This is a genomic window from Plantibacter sp. T3 (assembly GCF_902506515.1).
GTDB lineage: Bacteria > Actinomycetota > Actinomycetes > Actinomycetales > Microbacteriaceae > Plantibacter > Plantibacter auratus.
In genome coordinates, this window is record NZ_LR733286.1 from 3,080,804 (window position 1) to 3,106,833 (window position 26,030).

At 69.2% G+C, this 26,030-nt stretch carries 27 protein-coding genes; 6 read left to right on the forward strand and 21 right to left on the reverse strand.

All coding sequences use genetic code 11. From position 1 onward, the window contains the following. Positions 1-39 precede the first annotated feature (39 nt). From GV015_RS14630 to infC, 6 genes are all read right to left on the reverse strand, one after another. Positions 40-936, reverse strand: coding sequence for a glutamate ABC transporter substrate-binding protein (locus GV015_RS14630; protein ID WP_079707066.1), 897 nt, complete (start codon positions 934-936; stop codon positions 40-42). 91 nt (positions 937-1,027) lie between these two features. Beyond that, the gene (locus tag GV015_RS14635; RefSeq protein WP_079707380.1) at positions 1,028-1,747 is read right to left on the reverse strand and encodes an amino acid ABC transporter ATP-binding protein; all 720 of its coding nucleotides are present in this window, start codon (positions 1,745-1,747) and stop codon (positions 1,028-1,030) included. Positions 1,748-1,968: 221 nt separating this feature from the next. Beyond that, on the reverse strand, positions 1,969-2,769 hold the full coding sequence (locus tag GV015_RS14640; protein ID WP_159879031.1) for an RNA methyltransferase: 801 nt from the start codon (positions 2,767-2,769) through the stop codon (positions 1,969-1,971). Between the two features lie 102 nt (positions 2,770-2,871). After that, a complete protein-coding gene (gene rplT / locus GV015_RS14645; protein WP_064294422.1) occupies positions 2,872-3,258 on the reverse strand; it encodes a 50S ribosomal protein L20 in 387 nt (128 codons plus the stop codon). Between the two features lie 27 nt (positions 3,259-3,285). After that, the gene (rpmI, locus tag GV015_RS14650) at positions 3,286-3,480 is read right to left on the reverse strand and encodes a 50S ribosomal protein L35 (protein ID WP_056012069.1); all 195 of its coding nucleotides are present in this window, start codon (positions 3,478-3,480) and stop codon (positions 3,286-3,288) included. A 15-nt stretch (positions 3,481-3,495) separates the two neighbouring features. Then, positions 3,496-4,161 carry a translation initiation factor IF-3 gene (gene infC, locus GV015_RS14655; protein ID WP_194719021.1) on the reverse strand — a complete coding sequence of 222 codons (666 nt, stop codon included), beginning with the start codon at positions 4,159-4,161 and terminating at the stop codon, positions 3,496-3,498. Positions 4,162-4,391: 230 nt separating this feature from the next. Between infC and GV015_RS14660 the strand changes: the two genes are divergently transcribed. Next, positions 4,392-4,763 carry a DUF1844 domain-containing protein gene (locus GV015_RS14660; RefSeq protein ID WP_056012072.1) on the forward strand — a complete coding sequence of 124 codons (372 nt, stop codon included), beginning with the start codon at positions 4,392-4,394 and terminating at the stop codon, positions 4,761-4,763. A 27-nt stretch (positions 4,764-4,790) separates the two neighbouring features. Here GV015_RS14660 and GV015_RS14665 read toward each other — a convergent pair whose 3' ends face one another. The 4 genes from GV015_RS14665 to hisB all read right to left on the reverse strand — a co-directional run bounded on the left by GV015_RS14665 (position 4,791) and on the right by hisB (position 7,674). Further along, on the reverse strand, positions 4,791-5,618 hold the full coding sequence (locus GV015_RS14665; protein WP_159879033.1) for an SseB family protein: 828 nt from the start codon (positions 5,616-5,618) through the stop codon (positions 4,791-4,793). Beyond that, positions 5,602-6,348 (reverse strand): bifunctional 1-(5-phosphoribosyl)-5-((5-phosphoribosylamino)methylideneamino)imidazole-4-carboxamide isomerase/phosphoribosylanthranilate isomerase PriA, encoded by a 747-nt coding sequence (priA, locus tag GV015_RS14670; RefSeq protein WP_159879035.1) that lies wholly within the window; start codon positions 6,346-6,348, stop codon positions 5,602-5,604. Before priA ends, GV015_RS14665 begins: the two co-directional genes overlap by 17 nt. 85 nt (positions 6,349-6,433) lie before the next feature. Further along, positions 6,434-7,069, reverse strand: coding sequence for an imidazole glycerol phosphate synthase subunit HisH (hisH, locus tag GV015_RS14675; RefSeq protein ID WP_159879037.1), 636 nt, complete (start codon positions 7,067-7,069; stop codon positions 6,434-6,436). Then, entirely contained in the window at positions 7,066-7,674 is a 609-nt protein-coding gene (gene hisB / locus GV015_RS14680) for an imidazoleglycerol-phosphate dehydratase HisB (RefSeq protein WP_079707070.1), read from the reverse strand. The genes hisH and hisB overlap by 4 nt, the downstream gene beginning before the upstream one ends. A gap of 110 nt (positions 7,675-7,784) precedes the next feature. Between hisB and GV015_RS14685 the strand changes: the two genes are divergently transcribed. Together GV015_RS14685 and sufU are read left to right on the forward strand one after the other, a co-directional pair. Then, positions 7,785-9,092, forward strand: a complete 1,308-nt coding sequence (locus GV015_RS14685) for a SufS family cysteine desulfurase (RefSeq protein ID WP_159879039.1) — start codon at positions 7,785-7,787, stop codon at positions 9,090-9,092. Beyond that, a complete protein-coding gene (gene sufU, locus GV015_RS14690; protein ID WP_159879041.1) occupies positions 9,089-9,526 on the forward strand; it encodes a Fe-S cluster assembly sulfur transfer protein SufU in 438 nt (145 codons plus the stop codon). Before GV015_RS14685 ends, sufU begins: the two co-directional genes overlap by 4 nt. 34 nt (positions 9,527-9,560) lie before the next feature. Here sufU and GV015_RS14695 read toward each other — a convergent pair whose 3' ends face one another. The 3 genes from GV015_RS14695 to GV015_RS14705 all read right to left on the reverse strand — a co-directional run bounded on the left by GV015_RS14695 (position 9,561) and on the right by GV015_RS14705 (position 12,614). Then, entirely contained in the window at positions 9,561-10,640 is a 1,080-nt protein-coding gene (locus GV015_RS14695; protein ID WP_159879043.1) for a histidinol-phosphate transaminase, read from the reverse strand. 31 nt (positions 10,641-10,671) lie between these two features. Further along, positions 10,672-12,132, reverse strand: a complete 1,461-nt coding sequence (locus tag GV015_RS14700; RefSeq protein ID WP_124769503.1) for an amino acid permease — start codon at positions 12,130-12,132, stop codon at positions 10,672-10,674. 89 nt (positions 12,133-12,221) lie between these two features. Then, positions 12,222-12,614 carry a LysM peptidoglycan-binding domain-containing protein gene (locus tag GV015_RS14705; protein WP_159879045.1) on the reverse strand — a complete coding sequence of 131 codons (393 nt, stop codon included), beginning with the start codon at positions 12,612-12,614 and terminating at the stop codon, positions 12,222-12,224. Positions 12,615-12,885: 271 nt separating this feature from the next. On the opposite strand from GV015_RS14705, the gene lexA reads away from it, so the two are divergent. Continuing rightward, entirely contained in the window at positions 12,886-13,584 is a 699-nt protein-coding gene (gene lexA, locus GV015_RS14710) for a transcriptional repressor LexA (protein WP_071262299.1), read from the forward strand. An 84-nt stretch (positions 13,585-13,668) separates the two neighbouring features. On the opposite strand, the gene metE is transcribed toward lexA, so the two are convergent. Next, entirely contained in the window at positions 13,669-15,996 is a 2,328-nt protein-coding gene (gene metE, locus GV015_RS14715; protein WP_159879047.1) for a 5-methyltetrahydropteroyltriglutamate--homocysteine S-methyltransferase, read from the reverse strand. Next, positions 15,993-16,991, reverse strand: a complete 999-nt coding sequence (locus GV015_RS14720) for a methylenetetrahydrofolate reductase (protein WP_159879049.1) — start codon at positions 16,989-16,991, stop codon at positions 15,993-15,995. The genes metE and GV015_RS14720 overlap by 4 nt, the downstream gene beginning before the upstream one ends. A 236-nt stretch (positions 16,992-17,227) precedes the next feature. Here GV015_RS14720 and GV015_RS14725 point away from each other — a divergent pair, with 236 nt between their 5' ends. Further along, positions 17,228-18,142 (forward strand): hypothetical protein, encoded by a 915-nt coding sequence (locus GV015_RS14725; RefSeq protein ID WP_124769506.1) that lies wholly within the window; start codon positions 17,228-17,230, stop codon positions 18,140-18,142. A 9-nt stretch (positions 18,143-18,151) separates the two neighbouring features. On the opposite strand, the gene hflX is transcribed toward GV015_RS14725, so the two are convergent. Beyond that, positions 18,152-19,756, reverse strand: coding sequence for a GTPase HflX (hflX, locus tag GV015_RS14730; protein ID WP_228498742.1), 1,605 nt, complete (start codon positions 19,754-19,756; stop codon positions 18,152-18,154). A 41-nt stretch (positions 19,757-19,797) separates the two neighbouring features. Here hflX and GV015_RS14735 point away from each other — a divergent pair, with 41 nt between their 5' ends. Then, positions 19,798-20,421, forward strand: a complete 624-nt coding sequence (locus tag GV015_RS14735; protein ID WP_137243227.1) for a class I SAM-dependent methyltransferase — start codon at positions 19,798-19,800, stop codon at positions 20,419-20,421. A 5-nt stretch (positions 20,422-20,426) separates the two neighbouring features. On the opposite strand, the gene dapF is transcribed toward GV015_RS14735, so the two are convergent. The 5 genes from dapF to recA are packed head-to-tail and all read right to left on the reverse strand — an operon-like array spanning position 20,427 to position 25,901. After that, positions 20,427-21,308, reverse strand: coding sequence for a diaminopimelate epimerase (gene dapF / locus GV015_RS14740; RefSeq protein WP_159879051.1), 882 nt, complete (start codon positions 21,306-21,308; stop codon positions 20,427-20,429). 9 nt (positions 21,309-21,317) lie between these two features. Further along, a complete protein-coding gene (gene miaA, locus GV015_RS14745) occupies positions 21,318-22,232 on the reverse strand; it encodes a tRNA (adenosine(37)-N6)-dimethylallyltransferase MiaA (protein ID WP_159879053.1) in 915 nt (304 codons plus the stop codon). Beyond that, positions 22,229-23,830 carry a tRNA (N6-isopentenyl adenosine(37)-C2)-methylthiotransferase MiaB gene (miaB, locus tag GV015_RS14750; protein WP_159879055.1) on the reverse strand — a complete coding sequence of 534 codons (1,602 nt, stop codon included), beginning with the start codon at positions 23,828-23,830 and terminating at the stop codon, positions 22,229-22,231. Before miaB ends, miaA begins: the two co-directional genes overlap by 4 nt. Positions 23,831-23,865: 35 nt before the next feature. Further along, positions 23,866-24,732 (reverse strand): regulatory protein RecX, encoded by an 867-nt coding sequence (locus GV015_RS14755; protein WP_159879057.1) that lies wholly within the window; start codon positions 24,730-24,732, stop codon positions 23,866-23,868. A gap of 26 nt (positions 24,733-24,758) precedes the next feature. Then, positions 24,759-25,901, reverse strand: coding sequence for a recombinase RecA (gene recA / locus GV015_RS14760; protein ID WP_079707085.1), 1,143 nt, complete (start codon positions 25,899-25,901; stop codon positions 24,759-24,761). Positions 25,902-26,030 lie beyond the last annotated feature (129 nt).

The following is a 26,030-nucleotide window of genomic DNA, read 5'->3' on the forward strand; positions in this document are numbered from 1 at the left end:
CCCGGACGGCCGCTGGTCGGCGGCCGCCCGGGGCGCTGCTTAGTAGTCGTCGACCGCCGGCTGGGTCACCTTGGTGCCGGAGGCGCCGAGGGTGGCGTCGTAGATCTTGGTCCAGGTGTCGCCGCCATCGGTGAACATCGTGTTGATGAAGTGGCGGAGGGCGTCGTCACCCTTCGGCAGACCGATGCCGTACAGCTCGGTGCTGAACGGCTCGCCCACGACCTTGAGGTCGTCCGGGAACTGCGCCGCGTACCCGATCAGGATCGCCTGGTCGGTCGTGACCGCGTCGACCTTGCCGTCGTTCAGGGCCTCGACACACTGCGAGTAGGTGTCGAACTCCTCCGTCTTGGTGTCGGGGAAGTTGTCCTTGATGTTCTGGATGGGCGTGGAGCCCGTCGCCGAACACACGGTCTTGCCGGCGAGGTCGTCCTCGCCCTTGATGTCGTCGTTGTCCGCGGCGACGAGCAGGCCTTGGCCGGTCTCGAAGTACGGTCCGGCGAAGTCGATCTGCTCCTTGCGCTTGTCGGTGATCGAGTAGGTGCCGACGTAGTAGTCGATGTCACCGTTGACGATGGCCGATTCGCGGTTGGCGCTCGGGATCGCCTTGAACTCGATCTTGTCGGCGTCGAAGCCGAGCGACGCGGCGATCCAGGTGGCCATCTCGACGTCGAAGCCGGAACGCTCGCCGGTGGCGGCGTCGAGGTATCCGAGACCGGGCTGGTCCTCCTTGACGCCGATGCGGACCTTGTCGGCCTTCACCATCGCGTCGTACGTGGGGCTGCCCTCGAGCTGGACGTCGGAGGCGACCTCGAAGAGTGCGCCGCCGTCGGACGCGCCGTCGGTCGATCCGGTGCCGGCGTCGCCGCCGCTGCACCCGCTGAGCGCGAGCGCTGCTGCAGCGACTCCCGCGGTGATGAACATGAGCCTCTTGCGCATGTTTTCCTTCCTTCCTTGGTGCCCGGGACGGGCCGATCGGTTGGTCAGTTCCGGGTCGCCGCGCGGGTCGCGCGATCCGGAGTCGGATGGGTCAGTGGGTGAGGAGCTTCGACAGGAAGTCCTTCGCCCGCTCGGATTGCGGGTTCGTGAAGAACGACTCGGGGTCGGTGTCCTCGAGGATCTCGCCGTCGGCCATGAAGACGACGCGGTCGGCGGCCTTCCTGGCGAAGCCCATCTCGTGGGTGACGACGATCATCGTCATGCCCTCGCTGGCGAGCTGCACCATGACGTCGAGGACCTCGTTGATCATCTCGGGGTCGAGGGCCGAGGTCGGCTCGTCGAACAGCATGACCTTCGGCTTCATCGCGAGGGCGCGGGCGATCGCCACGCGCTGCTGCTGCCCGCCGGACAACTGTGCCGGCAGCTTGTCGGCCTGCACGCCGATGCCGACGCGTTCGAGCAGCACCTTCGCCGCATCGTCGGCGTCGCGCTTCTTCTGCTTGCGCACCTTGATCGGGCCGAGGGTGACGTTCTCGCGGATCGTCTTGTGCGCGAACAGGTTGAACGACTGGAACACCATGCCGACGTCGGCGCGCAGCTCAGCGAGCTGCTTGCCCTCCTCCGGCAGCTTCTTGCCGTCGATCCGGATCTCCCCCGAGCTGATCGTCTCGAGCCGGTTGATCGTCCGGCAGAGGGTCGACTTGCCGGACCCGGACGGTCCGATCACGACGACGACCTCACCCTTGTTGACGGTGAGGTTGATGTCCTTCAGGGCGTGGAACTCGCCGTAGTGCTTCTCGACGTTCTCCATGACGACGAGGGGCTCGCCGCGCCCTGCCTGGATCGGGTTGCTCGTGGTCTCGTATGCGCCGGCGGCACCATGCGAGGCTGCTGCATCGGGTTCCGTCGGGCCGGAGTTCGGGGACACTGTTGGCTCCATGTAACCCAAACTAGGTGACCGTGTGTTTCGTGCGCATGACGGAAGCGCTACGGTTACCGTTTCGTAACCTCGACGGTCGACGCCTCAGGCGCTCACGCGTGCTGCGCGAACGCGCTCTCGAAGACGCACACCGATGCCGCCGTGGCCAGGTTCATGCTCTCGGCACGGCCGTAGATCGGTACCGTAACCGCACGGTCGACGAGCTCGAGGTACTCGTCGGTGAGTCCCCTGGCCTCGTTGCCGAACACCCATGCCGTCGGCCGCGCGAGCACACCTTCCGACCGGGCCACGAGGAGGTCCTCGCCCTTGATGTCGGCCGCGAGCGTCTGCAGTCCCGCTGCACGGGCCCGTTCCAGCACGGCGGGCAGCTCGACACCGACCGCGACGGGCAGGTGGAAGAGCGAGCCGGTCGTGGAGCGCACGACCTTCGGATTGTAGAGGTCGACGGTCCGTCCGCTCAGGACGACGGCGTCCGCGCCGGCGGCGTCGGCGGCTCGGATGATCGTCCCGAGGTTGCCCGGATCGCGGACCTCCTCCAGGATGACGACGAGCTGCGGCTCTCCGGCGAAGATGTCCTTGATCGAGGTCGGGAACTGCTGCGCGACCGCGATGAACCCCTGCGGGGTGACGGTGTCGGCCATCGACTCGAGGACCTGCTCGGTGACGAACTCGACCTCGAGTCCCGCATCGGTGGCCGCGGCCCCGATCTCGGTGTAGCGCTCGAGGGCCGTCGGCGTCGCGTACAGCTCGAGGATCAGGTCGGGCCGGAACTGCAGGGCCTCCGAGACCGCCTGTGGTCCTTCGAGGAGGAACAGGCCGGTCTCCTGTCTCGCCGGACGCTTGGCGAGTTTGGCGACGGATCGGACACGCGGTGACCGCGGATTGTCAAGCACGCACCCATCCTATGGGTCGCGCTCCGGACAGACGAAACGGCCCGATCCCTGGTGGGATCGGGCCGTTCGAACACGTCGTCCGGGCGGACGCAGGGCTTCCGACTACGCGGAGACCTTGGGCGCCGAGGTGTCGGCGGGCAGCGCGGCCTTGGCCGACGCGACGAGGGCCGCGAAGGTGGCGGGCTCGTGCACCGCGAGGTCCGCGAGGATACGGCGGTCGACCTCGATCCCGGCGAGGCCGAGACCCTGGATGAAGCGGTTGTACGTCATGCCGTTGGCACGCGATGCCGCGTTGATGCGCTGGATCCAGAGGCGACGGAAGTCACCCTTGCGCGCACGACGGTCGCGGTACGAGTAGACGAGGGAGTGAGTGACCTGCTCCTTGGCCTTGCGGTACAGACGCGAACGCTGACCGCGGTAACCGGCGGCGCGCTCGAGGATGACGCGACGCTTCTTGTGAGCGTTGACCGCCCTTTTGACTCTTGCCATGTTCCTAGTTCCTTACGGGTAAACGGTCTAGCGACCGAGCAGCTTCTTCATGACCTTGGCGTCGGCGGGCGCCAGCACCTGGTCCTGGTTCAGGCGACGGGTGCGACGGCTGGACTTGCTCTCCAGGTTGTGTCGCATACCGGCCTGCTGCTTCATCAGCTTGCCGCTGCCGGTGACCTTGAATCGCTTCTTGGCCCCGGAGTGGGTCTTCTGCTTCGGCATGGGATTCCTCGTTTCTTATCGGTTCTCGTCGGTGGATGACTCCACCGGAGCAGCCTCGTCGGCTTCGTCGGCTTCAGCCGGACGTGCCTTGGATGCCGCACGTTGTGCGTTGGCTTCGGCTTTCGCCTCGGACTTGTTCTTGAGTGGACCGACGACCATCACCATGTTGCGACCGTCGACCATGGGGGTGGACTCGACGGTGCCCCACTCGGACACGTCCTCGGCGAACTTCTGGAGCAGGCGGACGCCCTGCTCTGGGCGGGACTGCTCGCGGCCGCGGAACTGGATCATGGCTTTCACCTTGTCACCGGCCTTGAGGAAGCCCTCGGCGCGCTTGCGCTTGGTCTCGTAGTCGTGCTGATCGATCTTGAGGCGGAACCGGACCTCTTTGAGGATCGTGTTCGCCTGGTTGCGCCGGGCCTCTTTGGCCTTCTGCGCAGCCTCGTACTTGAACTTGCCGTAGTCCATGATCTTCGCGACGGGCGGCTTGGAGTTTGGTGCGACCTCGACGAGGTCGAGATCCGCTTCCTGCGCGAGGCGAAGGGCGACCTCGATTTTGACGACGCCGACCTGTTCTCCGCCGGGACCGACGAGTCGGACCTCCGGGACGCGGATACGGTCATTGGTACGGGGATCGCTGATGCGGAGCTCCTCTGACTGGGTGGGATGCCACGCGACCAGGTCCGATACCTGCGACGCGACGAAATCGGTTCACCACACACCCGTACCCTCCGCCGGTGTTCAGAACACCTGTCGGAAGGCACCACGCCCGACGACCCGAAGCGGTGAAGCGACAGGCGGAGCGTGACAACCCGGTAACCTTGTGAAGCGGTCAAGCGCGGGTGGGAGAATCTCCTCTTTCGTACCGAGACATGTCTCGGAGCACCGCACGAGTCTAACAGAGGATCCACGTGAACAACACCACCAGCCCGTACGACCACGACGACGAGTCGGGAGGGGCCGATCAGGCCACCCGGGACATCGCCGACGTCCCCGCCGTCGAGGTCATCACCACCGCCGCCGTGCACCTCATGAGCGCCGCAGCGGTCAAGTGCGGCCTCGCGGACGCCCCCGACGCCCAGACGGACCTCGACGAAGCCCGCAAGCTCATCAACGCCCTCGCCGGTCTCATCACCGCGGGCGCCCCGGAGATCAGCGACATGCACGCCCGGTCGCTGCGCGACGGCCTGCGATCCCTGCAGCTCGCTTTCCGGGAGGCGTCCACCATCCAGGATCCCATCGGCAAGGGTCCCGGCGAGAAGTGGACCGGCCCGGTCACCTGATCGCAGCGCGGCGCTCCGCCTCGCCGATCAGTCGGCGGGGCGGAGCGACACCGCGAGCGAGTCGACGCGCGTCGCGATGACCTCGTCCGCGGCCCAGCGCTGAGCCAGCCGCGCGAGCACTGCGTCGAGCTCCTGCTGGGTCAGTCCCTGCAGCAGGCCGAGCTCGACCACGAGCTCGGATCCGGCGAGCTTCGCCTCAGGATCTCCGGCTCGCAGGCGCACACTCACGACCGCGAGCTCCTGCTCGATCGACCGCTCGAACGCGTCGCGCACCAGCGGGTCCGCGAAGCTGGGCGTCCACGGCTGCGACTGCGCGATCGCCCACAGCGCGGGGCGGCGTACGGCGAACTCGGTGCTCGACGTCGGATCGAGGACCACGACGTCCGTCTGCTCGCTCGCGGCCGCCAGTGCGACCCGGACGCCGTCGGCCGGGATCGGCCTCGCCGTCCGGTTCCAGGCGGACATCGCCTGCACCGAGCTGAACACCGGGAGCACGGTGCGGCCGTCCGGACCGGTCACCGTCACGATGGACAGCTCCTGCGACTTGTCGACCAACTGGCCGTGCTCGTTCTCGCCGGCCTCACCGAGGTGGGCCACGAGCGGGATGAGCAGGCGGGAGTCCCGGAACGCGTCGACGACCTCGGCCTCGCCGACCTCGCCGGCCCGGAAGCGTCGGAGGGACTCGATCAGCCGCTCGGGCGCGCTGCCGTCGTCACCGGAACTCGCGTTCGGCTGGAAGCTCCGACCGGCCCAGGGCTGGCCGGCCGAATCGGCACCACCCATCGCACGCTGGGCATGCCCGCCCGACGGACCGTGCCGGTCGGGCTCGGAGGATTCGTCAGCGGCCCGAGACATCCAGCGCCTCGGCCAGGGTGAACGCGCCGTTGTAGAGCGCCTTCCCGATGATGGCGCCCTCGAGCCCCAGGGGGACCAGCTCGCGCAGCGCGACCAGGTCGTCGAGGCTCGAGATGCCGCCGGAGGCCACCACCGGCCGCTCCGTGCGCTCGAGCACCTGTCGGAGCAGTTCGATGTTCGGCCCCTGCATCGTGCCGTCCTTCGTGACGTCCGTCACGACGTAGCGTGTGCAGCCCGCCTCCTCGAGACGGTCGAGGACCGTCCACAGGTCGCCGGCGTCCTGCGTCCAGCCGCGAGCGGCGAGCGTCGTGCCACGGACGTCGAGGCCGACCGCGATCGCCTCGCCGTACTGGGCGATGACGCTCGCGGCCCACTCGGGGTTCTCGAGCGCCGCGGTCCCGAGGTTGACGCGTGCGACGCCCGTCTCGAGCGCCTGCTCGAGGGAGGCGTCGTCGCGGATGCCGCCCGACAGCTCGATGTTGACGCCGCGCGCCTTCGAGATGACCTTGCGGATGATCGACCGGTTGTCGCCACGGCCGAACGCGGCGTCGAGGTCGACGAGGTGGATCCACTCCGCCCCCTGACGGGCCCAGTCCAGGGCCGCGTCCACGGGCTCACCGTAGTTCGTCTCCGAACCGGCCTCGCCGCGCGTCAACCGGACGGCCTTCCCGTCCACGATGTCGATCGCGGGGAGCAGCGTCAGTCCGGCCGTCGTGTTGAACTCGTTCATGATCCACCGTCTCTTCGGGAGCTGCGAGCCCCTCGGTTCCCGGCGCACAGCATGCCTCGTGGCACAAGCACCTGATCCTAGTCGGCTACAGGGTGCCGAGCCAGTTGGACAGCAGACGGATACCGGCGTCGCCCGACTTCTCCGGGTGGAACTGCGTCGCCGACAGCGGACCGTTCTCGACGGCCGCGAGGAACGGCACCCCGTGGGTCGCCCAGGTGAGGCGCGGCTCTGGGAACGGCGGCATGACCTCGAGGGTCCACTGCTGTGCGGCATAGGAGTGGACGAAGTAGAAGCGTTCGTCGGCGAGGCCGTCGAAGAGCACGGACCCTGCGTCCGGCGACACCGTGTTCCAGCCCATGTGCGGCAGGACGGGCGCCTCGAGTTCTGTGACCGCTCCCGGCCACTCCCCCAGGCCGTCGGCCTCGGAACCGCGCTCCAAGCCGCGCTCGAACATCACCTGCATCCCGACGCAGATGCCGAGGACCGGACGGCCTCCTGCGAGACGGCGGTCGATGACCTCGTCGCCGTGCGAGGAACGGAGGGCGCCGATCACCGCGTCGAAGGCGCCGACCCCTGGCACGACGAGACCGTCGGCGGCCTGGGCGGCCTGGCGGTCGCCCGTCAGCACGACGTCGGCGCCGGCGAGCTCGAGGGCCTTGACGGCGGAGTGCACGTTGCCGGAGCCGTAGTCGAGGACGACCACCGACGGGCGTGCGCTCACAGCGCGCCCTTCGTCGACGGGATGCCCTGGACCAGGGGGTCGAACGCTTTCGCCTGCCGGAAGGCCCGCGCGAACGCCTTGAACTCCGCTTCGGCGATGTGGTGCGGATCGCGCCCGCCGAGGACGTTCACGTGCACGGTGAGGCCCGCGTTGAAGGTGATCGCCTCGAAGACGTGACGCACCATCGAACCCGTGAAGTGCCCGCCGATGAGGTGGAACTCGAATCCGGCCGGTTCCCCGCCGTGCACGAGGTACGGACGACCGGAGATGTCGACCACGGCCTGCACGAGGGCCTCGTCGAGCGGGACCAGTGCGTCGCCGTACCGCGAGATGCCGGCCTTGTCGCCGAGCGCCTGACGGATCGCCTGGCCCAGGACGATACCGACGTCCTCGACCGTGTGGTGGACGTCGATGTCGACATCGCCCGTCGCACGGACGGTCAGGTCGGTCAGCGAGTGCTTCGCGAAGGCCGTGAGCAGGTGGTTGTAGAACGGGACGGAGGTCTCGATGCTGCTCGTGCCGGTGCCGTCGAGGTTCAACTCCAGCTCGATGCTGGACTCGCTCGTCGCGCGCTGGATCCGGGCCGTGCGCTGCTGGGTGGTCATGGGATCCAGTGTATCGAGCGCACCGCCGCTGCACGCCGTGTGTCGACGGGTGGGCATCGTCGCGTCATGCGGCTGCACCAGGCCGTGCCGACGCCTATCGTTGAGAGGTCATGACTTCCACACCCAGCATCGCCCCGGCCGTCCCACTCGACGCGACGGAGATCGCCGCTCTCCGTGAACGGTTCCCGATCCTCGCCCGGGAGATGAACGGACACCCGCTCGTCTATCTGGACTCCGGAGCCACTTCGCAACGCCCGATCGAGGTCATCGACGCGGAGCGTGACTACGCGACGCACCAGAACGCCGCCGTCCACCGTGGCGCCCACCTCCTGGCCGCCGAGGCGACGGAGCTCTTCGAGGACGCTCGCGCCACGGTCGCCGCGTTCATCGGTGCCGACGAGCGGGAACTCGTCTGGACCTCCGGCGCGACAGCAGCCCTCAACCTCATCGCCGGGGCCATCGGGAACGCGAGCGCCGGTCTCGGCGGCGCTGCCGCCGAGCGGTTCCGACTCGGTCCAGGCGACGAGATCGTCGTGACGGAACTCGAACACCACGCGAACCTCATCCCCTGGCAGCAACTCGCCGCACGTACCGGTGCGACCCTCCGTCACCTCCCGGTCGACGACCACGGCGTGCTGCGCTTGGACGCCGTGGACGACATCATCGGCGAACGCACGCGCATCATCGCCTTCGCGCACGTGTCCAACGTCACCGGAGCGATCGCGCCGGTCTCCGAGCTCGTCGCCCTCGCCGAACGCGTCGGCGCGCTGACGGTGCTCGACGCCTGCCAGTCCGTGCCGCACCTGCCCGTCGACGTCGCGTCCCTCGGCGTCGACTTCCTCGTGTTCTCCGGCCACAAGATGCTCGGTCCGAACGGCATCGGGGCCCTGTGGGGTCGCCGCCGGCTGCTCGACGCCCTTCCCCCCTTCCTCACCGGCGGGTCGATGATCACGACCGTCACACTCAACGGCGCCGACTTCCTGCCCGCTCCGCAACGGTTCGAGGCCGGGACCCAGCCGGTGTCGCAGGCGATCGCCCTCGCGAGCGCCGTCCGGTTCCTGCAAGCGGTCGGCATGGACCGTGTCCACGCCACCGAGGCGGCCTACGGACAGCGTCTCGCGGCCGGACTCGCTGCCATCCCCGGCGTCACGCTCGTCGGGCCGCCACCCGGGACGCCTCGCGCCGGGCTGGCGAGCTTCGACCTCGCCGGTGTGCACGCCCACGACGTGGGTCAGTTCTTCGACGACCGGGGCATCGCGGTCCGCGTCGGTCACCATTGCGCGCAACCACTCCACCGCCGGTTGGGACTCACCGCGTCCACCCGCGCCAGCAGCTACCTCTACACGACGGAGGCCGAGATCGACGCCTTCCTCCACGTGGCCACCCTCGTCGGTCCGTTCTTCGGGGTGTCCCGATGAGCGGCCTGGAGAGCCTCTACCAGGAGCTCATCCTCGACCACGCCCGCCAGCGCCACGGCTTCGGGTTGCGGGACACGCCCGCCGCCGAGTCGCACCAGCTCAACCCCACCTGCGGCGACGAGGTCACCCTGCAGCTCCATCCCGGGCCCGACGGTCGTCTCGCACCGATCGCCTGGGAAGGGCACGGCTGCTCGATCTCGCAGGCGTCGAGCTCCTGCCTGAGCGACCTCGCAGCAGGCCTCACACCGTCCGAGCTCCAGGCCCTGGTCGATGAGTTCCGCACGGTCATCCGCTCGCGGGGCACGCTCGAGTTCGACGAAGAACGGTTCGGAGACGCCGCGGCGTTCGGTGGCGTCTCGCGCTACATCGCCCGCGTGAAGTGCGCCATGCTCCCCTGGGTCGCCGCCGAGGAGGCCATCTCCCGCCTGCCGTGAGCAGGCGCCCCACCTCCGCCCGGCCGAGGGCTGGTCAGGCGGGGCTGATCGCCGCCAGAGCCTCGAGGAACGCGGTCGTCTCCGCTTCGGTGCCCGCGGTCACGCGCAGGTGGTTCGGGATACCCACGTCACGGATCAGGATCCCCCGCGCCAAGAGCGACTCGAACGCCGCGTGCGGATCGGCGACGCCGCCGAACAGGACGAAGTTGGATCCGCTCCGCTTCGGGTCGTAGCCGAGACGCCCGAGCTCGACGACGAGGCGATCGCGCTGCGTCCGGATGTCGTCGACCATCGCCAGCATCTCGTCGGCGTGCCGGAGCGCGGCGGTCGCGGCCGCCTGCGTCAGGGCGCTCAGGTGGTACGGGAGCCGGACGAGTCTCAGCGCGTCGACGACCGCGGGGTCGGCCGCAAGATACCCGAGCCGGACCCCGGCGAAGGCGAAGGCCTTGCTCATCGTCCTGGAGACGATCAAGCGCGGACGCCCCTCCAACAGCGTGAGCGCGCTCGCCTCGTCGTCGGGAGCGAACTCCGCATACGCTTCGTCGACGATCACCATGCCCCGCGACGCCTCGTACACCGCGGTGACGGTCTCGAGCGACAACGGTGTTCCGGTGGGGTTGTTGGGCGAGCAGAGGAACACGAGGTCGGGATCCGCCTCGGCCACCTGACGCGCGGCGGTCTCGGGCGAGAGCTCGAACTCGGCGTCACGCGTCGCAGGGATCCACCTGGTGCCGACACCGGCGGCCAGGAGCGGATACATCGAGTACGTCGGTGTGAACCCGAGGAGCGATCGCCCGGGACCACCGAAGGCCTGCAGGATGTGCTGGAGCACCTCGTTCGACCCGTTCCCCGCCCAGATCTGCTCCGGGACCACCCCGTGACCCAGGTATCCCGCCAGCGCCTCCCGGAGTTCCGTGAACTCGCGATCGGGGTACCGGTTCACCGTGAGGACCGCGGAGGCGAGCGAGGCGACGATGTCGTGCGCGACCGCCTCGGGGATCGGGTGCGTGTTCTCGTTCACGTTGAGCGCCACCGGCACCAGGGCCTGGGGAGCGCCGTACGGGCGCTGTCCTCGGAGGTCGTCGCGGATGGGGAGGTCGTCGAGAGCGGTCACTCCACAATGCTAGCCACTCCGACCGGCGCACTCACTCCGCCTGATGCTCCCGACGAAGGACCTCGTGCCGGGGGCTCGCCGGGTTCAACAGCGAGTGGCGTCGCCCGTAGGCGAAGTACACGATGAGACCGACCACGAGCCAGACCCCGAACCGAAGCCAGGTCTCCCAGTGCAACTGCAGGATCAGGAAGCCGGACGCCAGGACGCCGAACGCCGGGACGAACGGCATCAACGGCAACCGGAAGGAGCGGGGCTCGTCCGGCTTCGTGTACCGGAACACGATCACCGACACGCAGACCACGATGAAGGCGGCCAGGATGCCGATGTTCGTGAGGTCGGCGACCTGCTTGATCGGGAACACCCCGGCGAAGACGGCTGCCGCGCCGCCGGCGATCCAGGTCACCCGCTGCGGCACACCTCGCCGATCCGTGCGCGAGAACCACCGCGGAAGGAGACCGTCGCGACTCATCGAGAACCAGACGCGGGTGACGCCCAACAGGAACGTCAGCATCACGGTGAGGATCGATAGGACGGCGAACACGGAGATGATCGTCGCCACCACGGGCAGGCCGACGCTCTGGAACGCCGATGCGAACCCGGCGGTGGGGTCGATGTCGGTGTAGTTCTGCATGCCGGTCAGCACGAGGGTGGCCGCGACGTACAGGAGCATGGCGATGATGAGGGAGAGGATGATCGCCTTCGGCATGTGCTTCTTGCCGTCCTTCGCCTCCTCGGCCGCCGTACTCATCGCGTCATATCCGAAGACCGCGAAGAAGACCGTCGCGGCACCGGCGAACACCGGCCCGAACCCGCTGGGGAGGAACGGGTCGTAGTTCTCACCGTCGATATAGAAGACACCGAGGCCGATGATGAACAGGATGAGCAGGACCTTGATCCCGACCGCGACGAGCTCGAATCGACCGAAGGCCTTCGTCCCGCGGCTCAGGATGAAGGTCACGAGGAGACAGACGAAGATGGCGGGGAGATTGACGAGGCCGCCCTTCCCCTCGTCGGCGGTCGAGGTCATCCAGGCCGGCATGTGGATCCCGATGCCGGACAGGAAGGCGTCGAAGTAGCCGGAGATCCCGATCGCGACCACCGCGACGATCGCGATGTACTCGAGCAACAGGTCCCAGCCGATGAACCAGCCGATGATCTCGCCGAGCGCCACATACCCGTAGGTGTAGGCGGACCCGGCTCTCGGGATCATGCCGGCGAACTCCGCGTACGACAAGGCTGCGGCCGCGGAGGCGAGACCCGCGATCAGGAACGAGAAGAGGACGGCCGGCCCCACAGCGGGCGAGGTCTCGCTCCCATGAGCGACGAGTCCGGCAAGTGAGAAGATCCCCACCCCGATGATGCCGCCGACCCCGATGGCCGTGAGTTGCCAGAGCCCAAGGCTCTTGAACAGCTTCGAACCGGAGGTCTCATCCTCGATCTCCGCGATCGGCTTCTTCCGGAGCAGCGAGCGGCTCCGATCGTCTGTACTCATGATTGCCTCCGACGATGCTGCGGGCGTCGTTGCACCGCGCCATCGACGATAGCTGAGAACCAGTGCGGAGTGACCCGCCGATTGTCGGCCTACTCGGCCGCGTACCGCTGCGGGATCGCCAGGCGCTGCCCGGGCTCGACACCGGCGGTGCTGAGCTGGTTGAGGTTCATGATCTCGGCGATGACGTCGCGCGGGTCGGCGTCGGGCGCGATGGACTCGGCCAGCTGCCAGAGCGACTCGCCCGGGTCGACCGTGATGTACGTGAACGTGGCTCCCGCCGCCGCAGTGTTGGCCGCGGCACCGCCTGCGGAGAGACCGACGACCGCGACGCCGATGACCAGCGGGATGGCGGCGAGCGTGGTGAAGACGACACGACCGCGCTTCGTCAGGCGGAGTCGGCGTGTGGACCGTGCGTCCGGCGTCGGTGCCTGCACCGTCCGTGCGGGAAGCGCCCGGTGGGACCCGATCAGTGCTGCGCTCATGTCAACCCTCCAAGAGTGTGCTCATCGTGTGATGAGGACTCGTACCCGACACTCGACCAGGAGTGCCGGATACGAACCTGTGTTCCGAATATATCTTCGATTGTTCGAATACTCAACCCTGTCTTCGTACCTGAGACGCGCGGGATCGGCGACACGCTCGAACAGATGTTTGTCTGGACGAGCTGGTGCGGATACAGTTTCGAGTGTTGGAAGCAGTACACCACCACCCACCGACATCGGTCACCGACAGCCGATCAGGGCAGGAGCAAAGATGGCAGCGAACACGGCGGGCGACGGAGCCCGGGAGCGCCAGATCGGCGGCACCCGGCGACGGAAGAGCCTGAGCGACAAGCAGCTGGCGATCCTCGACGTCATTCAGCGCTCGGTCTCGCAGCGCGGATATCCGCCGAGCATGCGCGAGATCGGCGACGCCGTCGGGCTCGCCTCCCTGTCGAGTGTCACGCACCAACTCGGACAGCTCGAACTCAGCGGATACCTCCGACGCGATCCCAACCGTCCCCGCGCCATCGAGGTGCTCATCGACCTGCCGAGCGCCGTCGAGGGCAGCGATCCCGACTCCGCTCCCCCGGTCGGCGACGCCGCCATGGTCCCGCTCGTCGGTCGCATCGCCGCCGGCATCCCGATCACGGCCGAGCAGCAGGTCGAGGAGATCTTCCCCCTGCCCCGCCAGCTGGTCGGCAAGGGCAGTCTGTTCATGCTGAAGGTCGTCGGCGACTCGATGGTCGACGCCGCGATCTGCGACGGCGACTGGGTCGTCATCCGCGAGCAGAAGACCGCCGAGAACGGCGAGATCGTCGCGGCCATGCTCGACGAGGAGGCGACCGTGAAGGTGTTCCGCCAGCGCGACGGCCACACCTGGCTGCTCCCCCGGAACTCGGCCTTCGAACCGATCCTCGGCGACCACGCCGAGGTCCTCGGCAAGGTCGTCGCCGTGCTCCGGACGGTCTGACCGACCGGACCACTCCGCGACACCGACGAGGGCCGGGACGATCCGTGGATCGTCCCGGCCCTCGTCCGTGCAGGCCCCTCGACGTCAGCCGGTCGCACCGACCCGTGCGCGGACCACACGCGTCGCCTCGACGATGTTGGCGAGGGAGGCGACCGTCTCCTCGTAGCCTCGCGTCTTGAGCCCGCAGTCCGGGTTCACCCAGACCTGGCGCTGTGGGATCCCCTCCAGCGCGATCTCGAGCAATGCGGTCACCTCCGCGACGCTCGGCACCCGAGGCGAGTGGATGTCGTAGACGCCCGGGCCGATGCCGTGGTCGAAACCACTCGCCCGGATGTCGGACACGACCTCCATCCGAGACCGTGCCGCCTCGATGCTCGTCACGTCGGCGTCCAGTCGTCGGATCGCGTCGATCACCACCCCGAACTCCGAGTAGCAGAGGTGGGTGTGGATCTGGGTCTCGACGCGCACGCCCGCGGTCGCCAGCCGGAAGGAGCCCACCGACCAGTCGAGGTACCGCCCCTGGTCGGCCCGCCGGAGCGGGAGCAGCTCGCGGAGTGCGGGTTCGTCGACCTGGATGATGCGGATGCCGGCCCGCTCCAGGTCGGCGATCTCGTCGCGCAGGGCGAGGGCGACCTGGTTCGCCGTCTCGGCGAGCGGTTGGTCGTCGCGCACGAACGACCAGGCGAGGATCGTCACCGGGCCCGTGAGCATGCCCTTCACCGGCTTGGTGGTCAACGACTGCGTGTAGGCCGACCACTCGACCGTGATCGGCGCCGGCCGCGAGACGTCACCCCACAGGATCGACGGACGGGTGCATCGCGAACCGTAGGACTGCACCCACCCGTGCTCCGTCACGGCGAACCCGTCGAGGTGCTCGGCGAAGTACTGGACCATGTCGTTGCGCTCGGGCTCACCGTGGACGACGACGTCGATGCCGAGGTCCTCCTGCAGCGCCACGACGCGCCCGATCTCCGCGCGCATCGTCGCGACGTAGGCCTCCTCGTCGAGCGTCCCGGCGACCCGCTGCGCGCGGGCGCGACGGATGTCGCCGGTCTGCGGGAAGGAGCCGATCGTCGTCGTCGGGAGGAACGGCAGGCCGAGCGCCTGCTCCTGCGCCGTGGCGCGCTCCTGGTAGTCGTCTCGGGCGAAGTCCGCTGGTGCGAGCACTGCCGTCCGTGCGCGGATGGTGGCATCGATGACCCCGGGCGCGGCCAGCCGATCGTCGAGCGCGGCCGACGCTGCGGTGAGCTCGGCCGCGATCGCGGCGCGCCCTTGGGTGAGACCGCGTGCAAGGACCGCGATCTGATCCACCTTCTGGTCGGCGAAGGCGAGCCAGCTCCGGAGACGGGGGTCGAGCTTCGTCTCCACCGACACGTCGTGCGGGACGTGCAGGAGGGACGTCGAGGTGGACACCGCGAGCTGCGGGAAGCGCTCCGCCGCGCTCGCGAGCAGGTCGGCCGCGGCCGCCAGGTCGCCGCGCCACACGTTGTGGCCGTCGATCACCCCCGCGACGACGGTCTTCGACGCGAGTCCGGCCGACGACTCCGGCAGGCCGCCTCGGACGAGGTCGACACCGACAGCCTCGACGCCCGAGGCGGCCAGCACCGGGAGGGCGTCGCCCAAGGCGCCGTAAGGAGCCGCGACGAAGATCGCCGGGCGGTCCGACACGGCGGACAGGACGGCCGTCGATCGTTCGAGCGCCGCGAGGACCGTCGACCTCGGCACGTCGAACGTCTCCGAAACGAGTGCGGGTTCGTCGAGCTGCACCCAGGGCGCGCCGGCAGCGGCGAGGCGCTGGAGGAGTTCCGCGTAGACCGGCAGCAACGCCTCCAGTCGATCGATCGGGGCGAATCCCGCTGAGGCCCCCTCGGCCGCCTTGGACAGCAGCAGGAACGTCACGGGGCCCACGATGACCGGCCGCGTCACGTACCCCTCGGCGAGGCCCTCGCGGAACTGCTCGACCACTCGGTCGTCGGAGAGCGCGAACGGCGTCGACTCGCCGATCTCCGGGACGAGGTAGTGGTAGTTCGAGTCGAACCACTTCGTCATCTCGAGCGGGGCCAGGTCGCCGGCGCCACGGGCGATCGTGAACGCCCCGGCGAGGTCGACCCGACCGTCGGCCCCGAGGAGCGACGAGAAGCGGTCCGGGACGGCGCCGACGGTGAGCGCGGCGTCCAGGACCTGGTCGTAGAACGAGAAGCTCTCGGGGATCGCGGCGTTCGTCGGGTCGAGGCCGAGCCCCGCGAGGCGGGCACGCGTGGCGGCGCGCAGCTCGGATGCCGTCCGCTCGAGCGCCTCGGCGTCGATCCGGCCGGCCCAGAAGGACTCGACGGCGCGCTTCAACTCCCGGTTCGGCCCGATGCGCGGGTAGCCGAGGATGGTGCCGACGGGGAATGCGGAGGTGGGGTTCATCGTGCGTCCTTGCTGGTGAGTGGATCGGGGATGGGATGGCGGACCGGTCGGTCGCCTTGCATGGGGATGCCGGCACGGTGCAACACGTCGAGCACCGTCCGATGCTGGTTGAAGGCGTAGAGGTGGACGCCCGGCGCACCGCCCGCGACGACGTCGCGGATGAGTCGGGCGGAATACTCCGTGCCGATGTCGATCCGTCCCGCTTCGTCCGGCTCGACCTCGAGTGCGATGGCCAGGTCGCTCGGGAGCGCCTCGCCGCTGAGCTCGAGCACCCGATGCAGCCGCGCCGGACTCGTGATGGGCATCACGCCCGGCAGGATGGGCATGGTGACGCCGTGACGTCTCGCACGTTCGGCGAAGGCGAGGTAGTCGTCGGCATGGAAGAAGAGCTGGGTGATGGCGAGCGTCGCCCCCGCCGCCTGCTTGGCCAACAGGGTGTCGAGGTCCTGCGTCGTCGACCGGGAGCGCGGGTGACCGTTGGGGAACGCGGCGACCGCAATCCGAGGCCGACGGCGTCGACCGAGCTGCACCGCGCCCGGGAGCCCGGCCAGCGACCCCTCGGCGTACGGCTCGTGCTCGGCACTGACCCGGCCGATGAGCTGCACGAGTTCTGCGGCACTCCCCAGATCACCGAGGAAGGCGTCCCCCTCGACGGCTCCGGCGGGCGGGTCGCCGCGGAGCGCGAGGAAACTGTGCACCCCGGCATCGAGGAAGTCCTTGATGAGTCGGCTGGCCTGCGCGTGCGTCGAACCGACGCAGGTGAGATGGGCCATCGGGTCCACCGAGGTCGACGTCCGGATGCTCCGCAGCACGTCCAGGCTCGCCGTTCGCGAGGAACCACCGGCGCCGAAGGTGACCGAGATGAACTCCGGACCGGCGGCGGCCAGGTGCTCGACCGTCCGTGCGAGCGCGACGCCGCCGTCGAGCGTCTTCGGCGGGTACAGCTCGAACGAGAAGGGGGTGCGCCTGGGACAGGCCGGCTCCGTCGTGGTCATGAGGTCTCGTCTCGGTGGCAGCGGATCGAGAGCCGGCGACCACGCAGCACGCAGCGGTTCCGCTGGTGTGTCGTGGGCGGGTGCCGGGCTCGGCTGTCGCTCCGAATCCGCCGGTGAGGGCGGGTACGATGCGCACGACGATAGCAACGCCCGACGATCCGCGCGACGGATATCCGCCCGACAGCGTCATCCTGCGACACATTCCCCCGGCGGCGCTCCGGTCCTACGCTGATGCCATGACCATGGGCACCAGGCACCGGGGCGCCGAGCGCCGAGTACCCGGTTCGCGCGTCATCGCGTCCTGCGTGGCGGTGGTGATCGCCCTGTCCGGGTGCACGACCGCCGGTTCGCCCGTGCCGCGGGCGACACGCGCAGCCTCAGCCGAGGACATCGTGGTCGAGTTCCGTCAGAACCGGGACCAGTACGCGAGCGACGGCGCGATCGTCCGGGTCGGTAACGGCGGCGACCACGACATCACGATCGTCGGACTCGAGCTGGCGGGGTCGGCGTTCACCGCGCCGACCGTCCGGGACCGATCCTCGACGGTCCGCGCTGGACAGACCACGGACCTCGCCGTCGAGCTGCCACCGATCGACTGCGACGCACGCGACGGGGACGTGCAGGTCGATCTCCTGCTCCGACTCGACGACGACTCGATCCTGTCCGCCGCCGACCTCCCCGATCCGACGAACGCGCTGCAGCGGATCCGTGCCTCGACGTGCACCGTGGCGGCCGTGCAGCGCATCGCCGAGGTGGCAGCAGCTCCCGGGATCCGCCTCGAGGGTGCCGGAGCCACGACGGTCGCCGTCCTGACGATCACTGCCGTGCCGACCGGCGCCCCGGGTCGGCTGGAGCTCGTCGCGCTGCGCTCGACCGTCCTGCTGCGACCGGCGCCGACGGACGGCGGCGGTGATCCACCCCAGGACTGGCCGCTCAGCCTGACCGTCGACGCCGCCGACGGCCCGCAGTCCTTCGAACTGCGGATCGTGCCGACGCGGTGCGACCCGCATGCCCTGGCGGAGGACAAGGTGGGGACCCTGTTCCCACTCGTCGTGCGGATCGACGACGGCCCGGAGGCCGTCATGACCCTGCCGCTCGACGCCGACACGGCGGAGGCGCTCAAGGATGCCGTCCGCGCGCGCTGCGCGTGAGGAGTCGGGTCAGCCGGCCACGGCGGGTGCCGGGACGACCTCGGCGAACGGCGCGAGGGCGGCGGCGAGCTCGGCACCGACCAGGGCGTGCACGATCGTGCCACGCTCGTCGTAGTCCGTCGACAGCACCTTGCCGCGTTCGTGCAGCAGCGTGACCAGGTCTCCGCGGTCGAAGGGCACGATGACGTGGACCTCGTTGCTCGGCGACGGGATCAGCGTCTCGATGCGCTCCATGAGCTCGTCGATCCCGAGACCGGTGCGGGCCGATACGAAGACGGCGTCCGGGACGAGACCGCGGAGCACGAGCAGCTGGCCGTCGTCCACGAGGTCGGCCTTGTTGAACACGACCAGCTCGGGGATGTGCCGAGCTCCGACCTCACCGATGACATCTCGCACGGTGGCGATCTGGCCGGCCGGGTCGGGGTGCGCGGCGTCGACGACGTGCACGATGACGTCGCTGTCGGCGACCTCCTCGAGCGTCGAGCGGAAGGCCTCGACCAGCTGGTGCGGCAGGTTGCGCACGAAACCGACCGTGTCGGCCAGGGTGTACTCGCGTCCGTCGGAGGTCACGTTGCGGCGGACCGTCGCGTCGAGCGTCGCGAAGAGCGAGTTCTCGACCAGGACGCCGGCCTTCGTGATGCGGTTCAGCAGGCTCGACTTGCCGGCGTTCGTGTACCCCGCGATCGCGACCGACGGCACCGTGTTGCGGCGACGATTCGCCCGCTTGGCCTCGCGCGCCGGCTTCATCGCCGTGATCGACTTGCGCAGTTTCGCCATCCGGGTGTGGATGCGGCGTCGGTCGAGTTCGATCTTCGTCTCACCAGGGCCCCTCGACCCCATGCCGGCCCCGGCACCACCGACCTGACCACCGGCCTGACGGCTCATGGACTCGCCCCAGCCGCGGAGGCGGGGCAGGAGGTACTCGAGTTGGGCGAGCTCGACCTGTGCCTTGCCCTCTCGGCTCTTCGCGTGCTGGCTGAAGATGTCGAGGATGACCGCCGTGCGGTCGATCACCTTCACGCCGACCGCGTCCTCGAGGGCGCGACGCTGGCTGGGTGCGAGTTCCGTGTCGGCGATCACCGTGTCGGCGCCGAGCGCCTGGACGATGGACTTCAGTTCCTGGGCCTTGCCTCGACCGAGATACGTGCTCGGGTCGGGGTGCGGTTTGCGCTGCAGGAGCCCGTCGAGCACGACGGCGCCGGCGGTCTCCGCGAGCGCTGCGAGTTCGCGCAGCGAGTTCTCCGCGTCGTGGAGCGCACCCTGCGGGTAGACGCCGATGATGACGACGTTCTCCAGCCGGAGCTGCCGGTACTCGACCTCGGTGACGTCCTCGAGCTCGGTCGAGAGCCCGGCGACGCGACGGAGGGCCTGTCGGTCCTCGCGGTCGTACTGCTCGCCGTCGTCGGAGCTGCCGCCCGATGCATCGCCGGTCTGCAACGCCGCGGCACCGCTGCCGAACAGGGTGTACCCGCTCGATCGGGACGCGGCGCTCGTGAGCACGCGTGCGACGACATCGTCGGGATCGGTGACCGAGGCGTCGTCCACCACCGCCTCGACATCGACATCGGTGTCGTCTGCGTGGTCCTGGGGTGCGTCCATCGGTGGTCTAGGCATCGCGTTAACCCTACTTCCTCCTGGTCCGGTACCGTTCCTGTATGTCGAACGAGCACTACTTCACCGCCGAACCCGCGAGCGAGTTGCAGCTCAAACCGATCACCGCACGGCTCGGCGGCGTCGACCGTTCGCTCGTCTCGGCGGGTGGCGTCTTCAGCCCGGGCCACCTCGATCAGGGCACCCAGGTGCTGCTCGCGAACACCCCTCCTCCCCCGCCGACGGGCGACCTCCTCGACATCGGCTGCGGCTGGGGCCCGATCGCCCTGTCGCTCGGGCTCGCGTCGCCGGACGCGACCGTCTGGGCGGTCGACGTGAACGAACGCGCGCTCGACCTGACCCGGATCAACGCGGAACGCCTCGGACTCGTCAACATCCGTGCCGTCCTCCCCGACGACGTCCCCGACACGGTCCGCTTCGCGACCATCTGGTCGAACCCGCCGATCCGCGTCGGCAAGGACGAGCTGCACCGCATGCTCATGCACTGGTTGCCACGGCTCGAGGACGAGGGTGACGCCTGGCTCGTCGTGCAGAAGAACCTCGGCTCGGACTCACTGCAGAAGTGGTTGCAGGAGCAGCTGCCGACGTCGTTCCACGTCGGACGTGCGGCCATGGCCAAGGGCTTCCGCGTCCTGCACGCCCGGCGCCGGGAGCTCCGTTCAGCCTGACCGGCTCAGGCCAGGGTGATCGTCCCGGAGTAGACGAGCGTGGCCGGACCGGCCAGCACCACGTGCTCGCCGTCTGCGCCGGGAACCATGCGCACCCCGAGCACTCCGCCCGGCACCTCGACGCGCCAGTCGTTCGGAGCCGCCGCGCCGGCCCAGTGGCGGAACGCGAGCGCCGCGGCAGCCGTCCCGGTGCCACAGCTCAGGGTCTCGCCGCTCCCGCGCTCGTGGACGCGCATGCGGATCCGTGCCACGCCGTCGGCGATGAGCGGCTCACCCGGGACGACCAGCTCGACGTTGGCACCGTGCGGCGGTACGGGGTCGAGCTGTGGGACGTACTCCAGTTCCGCTCCGTCGAGTTCGGCGGCGTCGGCGACCGCGACGACGATGTGCGGGTTGCCGACGTCGATCCCGATCCCCGGGCGGGCCACGGGCAGCCCCTTCACCCGGACGAGCGTCTCCCGCTCGTCGAGGCTCCAGCGGCCGAGGTCGACGGCGTAGCCGAGCGGGTCGTAGCCGACCATCCGGACGCCGGCGCGGGTGCCGATGGCGAGCTGTTCGCCGGGGGCCAGCTCCACGAGCCCGCTCTCGAGCAGGTAGTGCAGGAACACCCGGATGCCGTTGCCGCACATCTCCGCGACCGATCCGTCGGCGTTGTGGTAATCCATGAACCACTCCGCGGCAGGGTCTTCAGCGAGCACAGCCGCGCCGGCATCGAGGTGCGCGGACCGGACGGCGCGGATGACGCCGTCAGCACCGATCCCGAAGTGCCGGTCGCAGAGCGCCGCGATCTGGCCCGGATCGAGGGCCTCCTGGCCGTCGGGATCGGAGAAGAGCACGAAGTCGTTGCCCGTGCCGTGGCCCTTCGTGAAGGAGAGTGTCGACGCCATCCGACCAGTCTACGGGCGCACTCGGCGGGCCAGCTCACTCGCCTCGGCGCTGCCGCCCTCCACCCAGGTGATCGCCGGATAGCGCTTGAACCAGCTGACCTGACGGCGCGCGTACCGCCTCGTCAGACGCTGGGTCTCGGCGATCGCCTCCGCTTCGGTGAGCTCCGACCGCAGTTGCGCCACCGCCTGCGCGTACCCGATCGCACGGACGGCGGTCACACCCTGCTCGAGGCCGTGGTCGAGCAGCTCGGCCGTCTCCGCGACGAGTCCCGCGTCCCACATCATCTCGACGCGCCGGTCGAGGCGCTCGACGAGGACCTCTCGCGGCGTCGAGACCCCGATGACCTCGACCGGCCGCCATGGGACGGGGCGTTCCGGAAGCGCTGCACCGTGGCCGCGCTCGGCCAACTCGTGGACTTCGAGTGCGCGCACGACCCGGCGGGCGTTCGCCGCATCGATGCGGTCGGCAGTCGCGGGATCGGCCAGGCGGAGCCGCTCGATGAGCGCCGGGAGCCCCTCCTCCTCGAGTTCCCGTTCCAGGCGCTCGCGCAGGGCGCGGTCTCTCGGGGGGAACCGGAAGTCATGGATGACGCTCGAGACGTACAGCCCGGAACCGCCGACGAGGATCGGCATCACCCCACGCGCGGTGAGCTCGTCGATCACCGCGCGAGCCGTCGGCTGGTACCAGGCGACGGACGCCTCCTCCGTGACGTCCAGTACGTCGAAGAGGTGGTGCGGGATCCCGCGCCGCTCCTCCATGGGCAGCTTCGCGGTCCCGATGTCCATGCCGCGATAGAACTGCATGGCATCGGCGTTGACGATCTCGGCAGGACGCCCCGCCTCACGGAGAGCGGTAGCCAGGTCGAGCGACAGTGCGGACTTCCCCGTCCCGGTCGCTCCGACGACCGCGAGGAAGCCGGTCACCGACGTTCGCCGTCGCTCGGGTCGTAGATGGGAGACGTGGTCACGCCGACGGTCGGTGCCCCGATGCGCAGGCCCGGCAAGCCGAGCGAGACGCGGCCCGGCTCCGCCGCGGCGGCCGTCGTCGGAACACCGCAGGAGTCAGCCTGAGCTCGATCCCAGGCGTCTCCGGCACGCGTCCGACGAACCCGCAGGGGTTCACCGCCGGGTGCATCGGCGATGAGGTGGAACGACGCCGCCTCGGTGATGGTCACCGTCACGACGTCACCCGGTCGCGGCACCTCGGAGCCCGCCGGCACCTCGAAGTGGACGAGCCGGGAGTCCTCGGCCCGCCCGCTCAGTCGATGCGTGGCGTCGTTCTTGCGACCCTCGCCGACCGCGACGAGCAACTCGACCTGCCGGCCCACCTGGCGCTGGTTCTCCTCGAGACTGATGCGGTCCTGCAACGCGATGAGGCGCTCGTACCGCTCCTGCACGACGGCCTTCGGGACCTGATCGGGCATGGTGGCCGCCGGTGTGCCGGCACGGATCGAGTACTGGAAGGTGAAAGCGCTGGCGAACCGTGCGGCCTCCACCACGCGGAGCGTCTCCTGGAAGTCCTCCTCCGTTTCACCGGGGAACCCCACGATGATGTCGGTGGAGATGGCCGCATGCGGGATCCTGGCACGGACCCGGTCGAGGATCCCGAGGAAGCGCTCGGACCGGTAGGAGCGACGCATCGCCTTGAGGATGCGGTCGGAACCCGATTGCAGCGGCATGTGCAGTTGCGGCATCACGTTCGGCGTCTCGGCCATCGCATCGATCACGTCGTCGGTGAAGGCGGCCGGGTGCGGGCTCGTGAACCGGACGCGCTCCAAGCCCTCGATCGTGCCGGCCGCCCGCAGGAGCTTGCCGAACGCCTGACGATCCCCGAACTCGACACCGTAGGAGTTCACGTTCTGCCCGAGCAGCGTCACCTCGATGGCGCCGTCCTCGACGAGCGCGCGCAGCTCACCGAGGATCTCGCCCGGGCGACGGTCCTTCTCCTTGCCACGGAGCGACGGCACGATGCAGAAGGTGCACGTGTTGTTGCACCCGACGGAGATCGAGACCCAGCCGCTGTAGCTGGAATCGCGTTTGGTCGGGAGGGTGGAGGGGAAGGTGTCGAGCGACTCCAGGATCTCCAGCTGGGCCTCGTCGTTGTGCCGAGCCCGCTCCAGCAGCGACGGCAGTGAACCCATGTTGTGCGTCCCGAAGACGACGTCCACCCACGGGGCCTTCCGGAGGATGACCTCTTTGTCCTTCTGCGCCAGACAACCGCCGACTGCGATCTGCATGCCGCTGCGCTGCTTCTTGATCGATGCCAGGTGGCCGAGGTTGCCGTACAGCTTGTTGTCGGCGTTCTCGCGGACCGCGCAGGTGTTGATGACCACGATGTCGGCCTGCTCGCCGTCCGCCTTGACGTAACCGGCTGCCTCGAGCGACCCGCTGAGCCGCTCGGAGTCGTGCACGTTCATCTGGCACCCGTAGGTGCGGACCTCATAGCTCCGCTGCCGACCTGACTCGTCGATCGCGGCGGGTGAGGCGCTGATGACCGTGGGCGTCTCGACGATGCTGCTCATACCGGCAGTCTACGCGCGGCCTGAGATGCCTCCGGTCAGCGGAAACTCACGCCGGAACGCTTCGACCCCGACAGGGCACGCGAGCACGCCTCACGGATGATCGCCGAGCCATATCCGCGTCTCGCGAGATAGGCCGACAGACGTCGCTCGGCCGTCGCCTGATCGAGGGAGCGCAGTTGACCAGCACGCTTCTCGGCGACGACCAGCGCTCGTCGGAGCTCGTCGTCGTCGTCGATGGCCTCCAGTGCCTCGGAGACGATCGAGGCGTCGATGCGTCGCGAGGAGAGCTCGCGGCCGATCACCGCACGGGACTGCCCCTTGCGGGTGTGCAGGCTCTCGACGAGCTGCCGGGCGAGTTCGGCGTCGTCGAGATAGCCGCGTCGGCGGAGCTCGGCGAGGACGTGTTCGACTTCGTCGGGTGCGGCGTCGTGGCCGCGGAGGAGTTCCGCGATCTCCCACTCGGAACACCCGCGGCGGGCGAGTCGCCGCACCGCGAGCAGGTCGAGTTCGGCCAGCCGGACCTCCGGATCGACCGGAGCCTCGACCTCATCGGCTTCGGCGCGGTCGTCTGCGTCGTCGTCTTCCGGCGCCTCGACGGCCGAGGTCCAGGCGAGCGTCCGCGGTGCGGGCTCGGGTGGTGTCGTCGGGTTCGTCGCCGCGGGGGTATCGCTCGACACGTCGCGCGGCGGGGTGGTCTCCGTCTCGGTGCGCTCGGTGGACGTCCGCCGCAACGGAGCGACGGGACGCACGACGGGCGCGGCCACGACCGGTGCGTCGTCGGTCTGCCCGACGAACCAGCCGTCGGGCTCGGGCGCCGGACGGCGCCCGAACAGCGAGGTCACGGGGGCCACGTGCTCCGACGACTCGTCGGCCGGACCGGCGGGAGGGAAGGAGACGACCATGGTGACCTCGCTGTTCGGGGCGCGCGTTACGCGCTGCGCTTCGCGGCGGACTTCGGTGCGCCGGCGGCTGCGAGCTGCGGGGCTCCACCGGTCGCCGCCTCGAGCGCGGCGGCCTCGGCAGCAGCGACCTCGGCTGCGGCGGCATCCGCGGCCTTCTTGGTGGCGGCACCCTCGGCACCGACACCGAGCTTGCCGAGGATACGGCGCTCGATCTCAGCGGCGATGTCCGGGTTCTTCAGCAGGAAGTTCCGCGCGTTCTCCTTGCCCTGACCGAGCTGATCGCCCTCGTAGGTGTACCAGGCGCCGGCCTTCTTGACGATGGCGTGCTCGACACCGAAGTCGATCAACGACCCTTCGCGGGAGATGCCCACGCCGTACAGGATGTCGAACTCGGCCTGCCGGAAAGGCGGAGCCATCTTGTTCTTGACGACCTTCACGCGCGTGCGGTTGCCCACGGCCTCCGTGCCGTCCTTCAGCGTCTCGATGCGACGGATGTCGAGGCGGACCGAGGCGTAGAACTTCAGGGCCTTACCACCGGCGGTCGTCTCGGGGCTGCCGAACATCACACCGATCTTCTCGCGCAGCTGGTTGATGAAGATCATCGTCGTGTTCGTCTGGTTCAGGCCACCGGTCAGCTTGCGCAGGGCCTGCGACATGAGGCGGGCCTGCAGACCGACGTGCGAGTCACCCATGTCGCCCTCGATCTCGGCACGGGGCACGAGCGCGGCGACGGAGTCGATCACGATGAGGTCGATGGAACCCGAGCGCACGAGCATGTCGGCGATCTCGAGCGCCTGCTCACCCGTGTCGGGCTGGGAGACGAGCAGCGAGTCGATGTCGACGCCGAGCTTCTTTGCGTACTCGGGGTCGAGTGCGTGCTCCGCGTCGATGAAGGCGGCGATGCCGCCGGCACGCTGGGCGTTCGCGATGGCGTGCAGCGTGAGCGTCGTCTTACCTGACGACTCAGGCCCGTAGATCTCGACGATGCGGCCTCGCGGGAGCCCTCCGATGCCGAGCGCGACGTCGAGGGCGATCGAGCCGGTGGAGACGACCTCGACCGGTGCGCGCTCGTCGCTGCCGAGGCGCATCACCGAGCCCTTGCCGAACTGACGGTCGATCTGGGCGAGTGCGGTTTCGAGGGACTTCTCGCGTTCAGCTGGACTTGGCATGGTGTGCTTCTCTCTGCTCGGTGTCGGGTGCCTATAGGCTGTCGCCGCGTGTTCCGGGACCCGCTTCTGCTGAAGGTCGGGGCCCGAGGGCGACAAGGCGTCGGTCGTTCCTGATGTCTCCGACGGTAC

Bases quoted from the DNA above. Each gene is read 5' to 3' on its own strand.
- GV015_RS14630 (WP_079707066.1), bottom strand. From the start codon at position 936: ATGCGCAAGAGGCTCATGTTCATCACCGCGGGAGTCGCTGCAGCAGCG.
- GV015_RS14635 (WP_079707380.1), bottom strand. From the start codon at position 1,747: ATGGAGAACGTCGAGAAGCACTACGGCGAGTTCCACGCCCTGAAGGAC.
- rplT (WP_064294422.1), bottom strand. From the start codon at position 3,258: ATGGCAAGAGTCAAAAGGGCGGTCAACGCTCACAAGAAGCGTCGCGTC.
- rpmI (WP_056012069.1), bottom strand. From the start codon at position 3,480: ATGCCGAAGCAGAAGACCCACTCCGGGGCCAAGAAGCGATTCAAGGTC.
- GV015_RS14665 (WP_159879033.1), bottom strand. From the start codon at position 5,618: ATGTCTCGGGCCGCTGACGAATCCTCCGAGCCCGACCGGCACGGTCCG.
- priA (WP_159879035.1), bottom strand. From the start codon at position 6,348: ATGAACGAGTTCAACACGACGGCCGGACTGACGCTGCTCCCCGCGATC.
- hisB (WP_079707070.1), bottom strand. From the start codon at position 7,674: ATGACCACCCAGCAGCGCACGGCCCGGATCCAGCGCGCGACGAGCGAG.
- GV015_RS14685 (WP_159879039.1), top strand. From the start codon at position 7,785: ATGACTTCCACACCCAGCATCGCCCCGGCCGTCCCACTCGACGCGACG.
- sufU (WP_159879041.1), top strand. From the start codon at position 9,089: ATGAGCGGCCTGGAGAGCCTCTACCAGGAGCTCATCCTCGACCACGCC.
- GV015_RS14700 (WP_124769503.1), bottom strand. From the start codon at position 12,132: ATGAGTACAGACGATCGGAGCCGCTCGCTGCTCCGGAAGAAGCCGATC.
- GV015_RS14705 (WP_159879045.1), bottom strand. From the start codon at position 12,614: ATGAGCGCAGCACTGATCGGGTCCCACCGGGCGCTTCCCGCACGGACG.
- lexA (WP_071262299.1), top strand. From the start codon at position 12,886: ATGGCAGCGAACACGGCGGGCGACGGAGCCCGGGAGCGCCAGATCGGC.
- metE (WP_159879047.1), bottom strand. From the start codon at position 15,996: ATGAACCCCACCTCCGCATTCCCCGTCGGCACCATCCTCGGCTACCCG.
- GV015_RS14720 (WP_159879049.1), bottom strand. From the start codon at position 16,991: ATGACCACGACGGAGCCGGCCTGTCCCAGGCGCACCCCCTTCTCGTTC.
- GV015_RS14725 (WP_124769506.1), top strand. From the start codon at position 17,228: ATGACCATGGGCACCAGGCACCGGGGCGCCGAGCGCCGAGTACCCGGT.
- hflX (WP_228498742.1), bottom strand. From the start codon at position 19,756: ATGCCTAGACCACCGATGGACGCACCCCAGGACCACGCAGACGACACC.
- GV015_RS14735 (WP_137243227.1), top strand. From the start codon at position 19,798: ATGTCGAACGAGCACTACTTCACCGCCGAACCCGCGAGCGAGTTGCAG.
- dapF (WP_159879051.1), bottom strand. From the start codon at position 21,308: ATGGCGTCGACACTCTCCTTCACGAAGGGCCACGGCACGGGCAACGAC.
- miaB (WP_159879055.1), bottom strand. From the start codon at position 23,830: ATGAGCAGCATCGTCGAGACGCCCACGGTCATCAGCGCCTCACCCGCC.
- GV015_RS14755 (WP_159879057.1), bottom strand. From the start codon at position 24,732: ATGGTCGTCTCCTTCCCTCCCGCCGGTCCGGCCGACGAGTCGTCGGAG.
- recA (WP_079707085.1), bottom strand. From the start codon at position 25,901: ATGCCAAGTCCAGCTGAACGCGAGAAGTCCCTCGAAACCGCACTCGCC.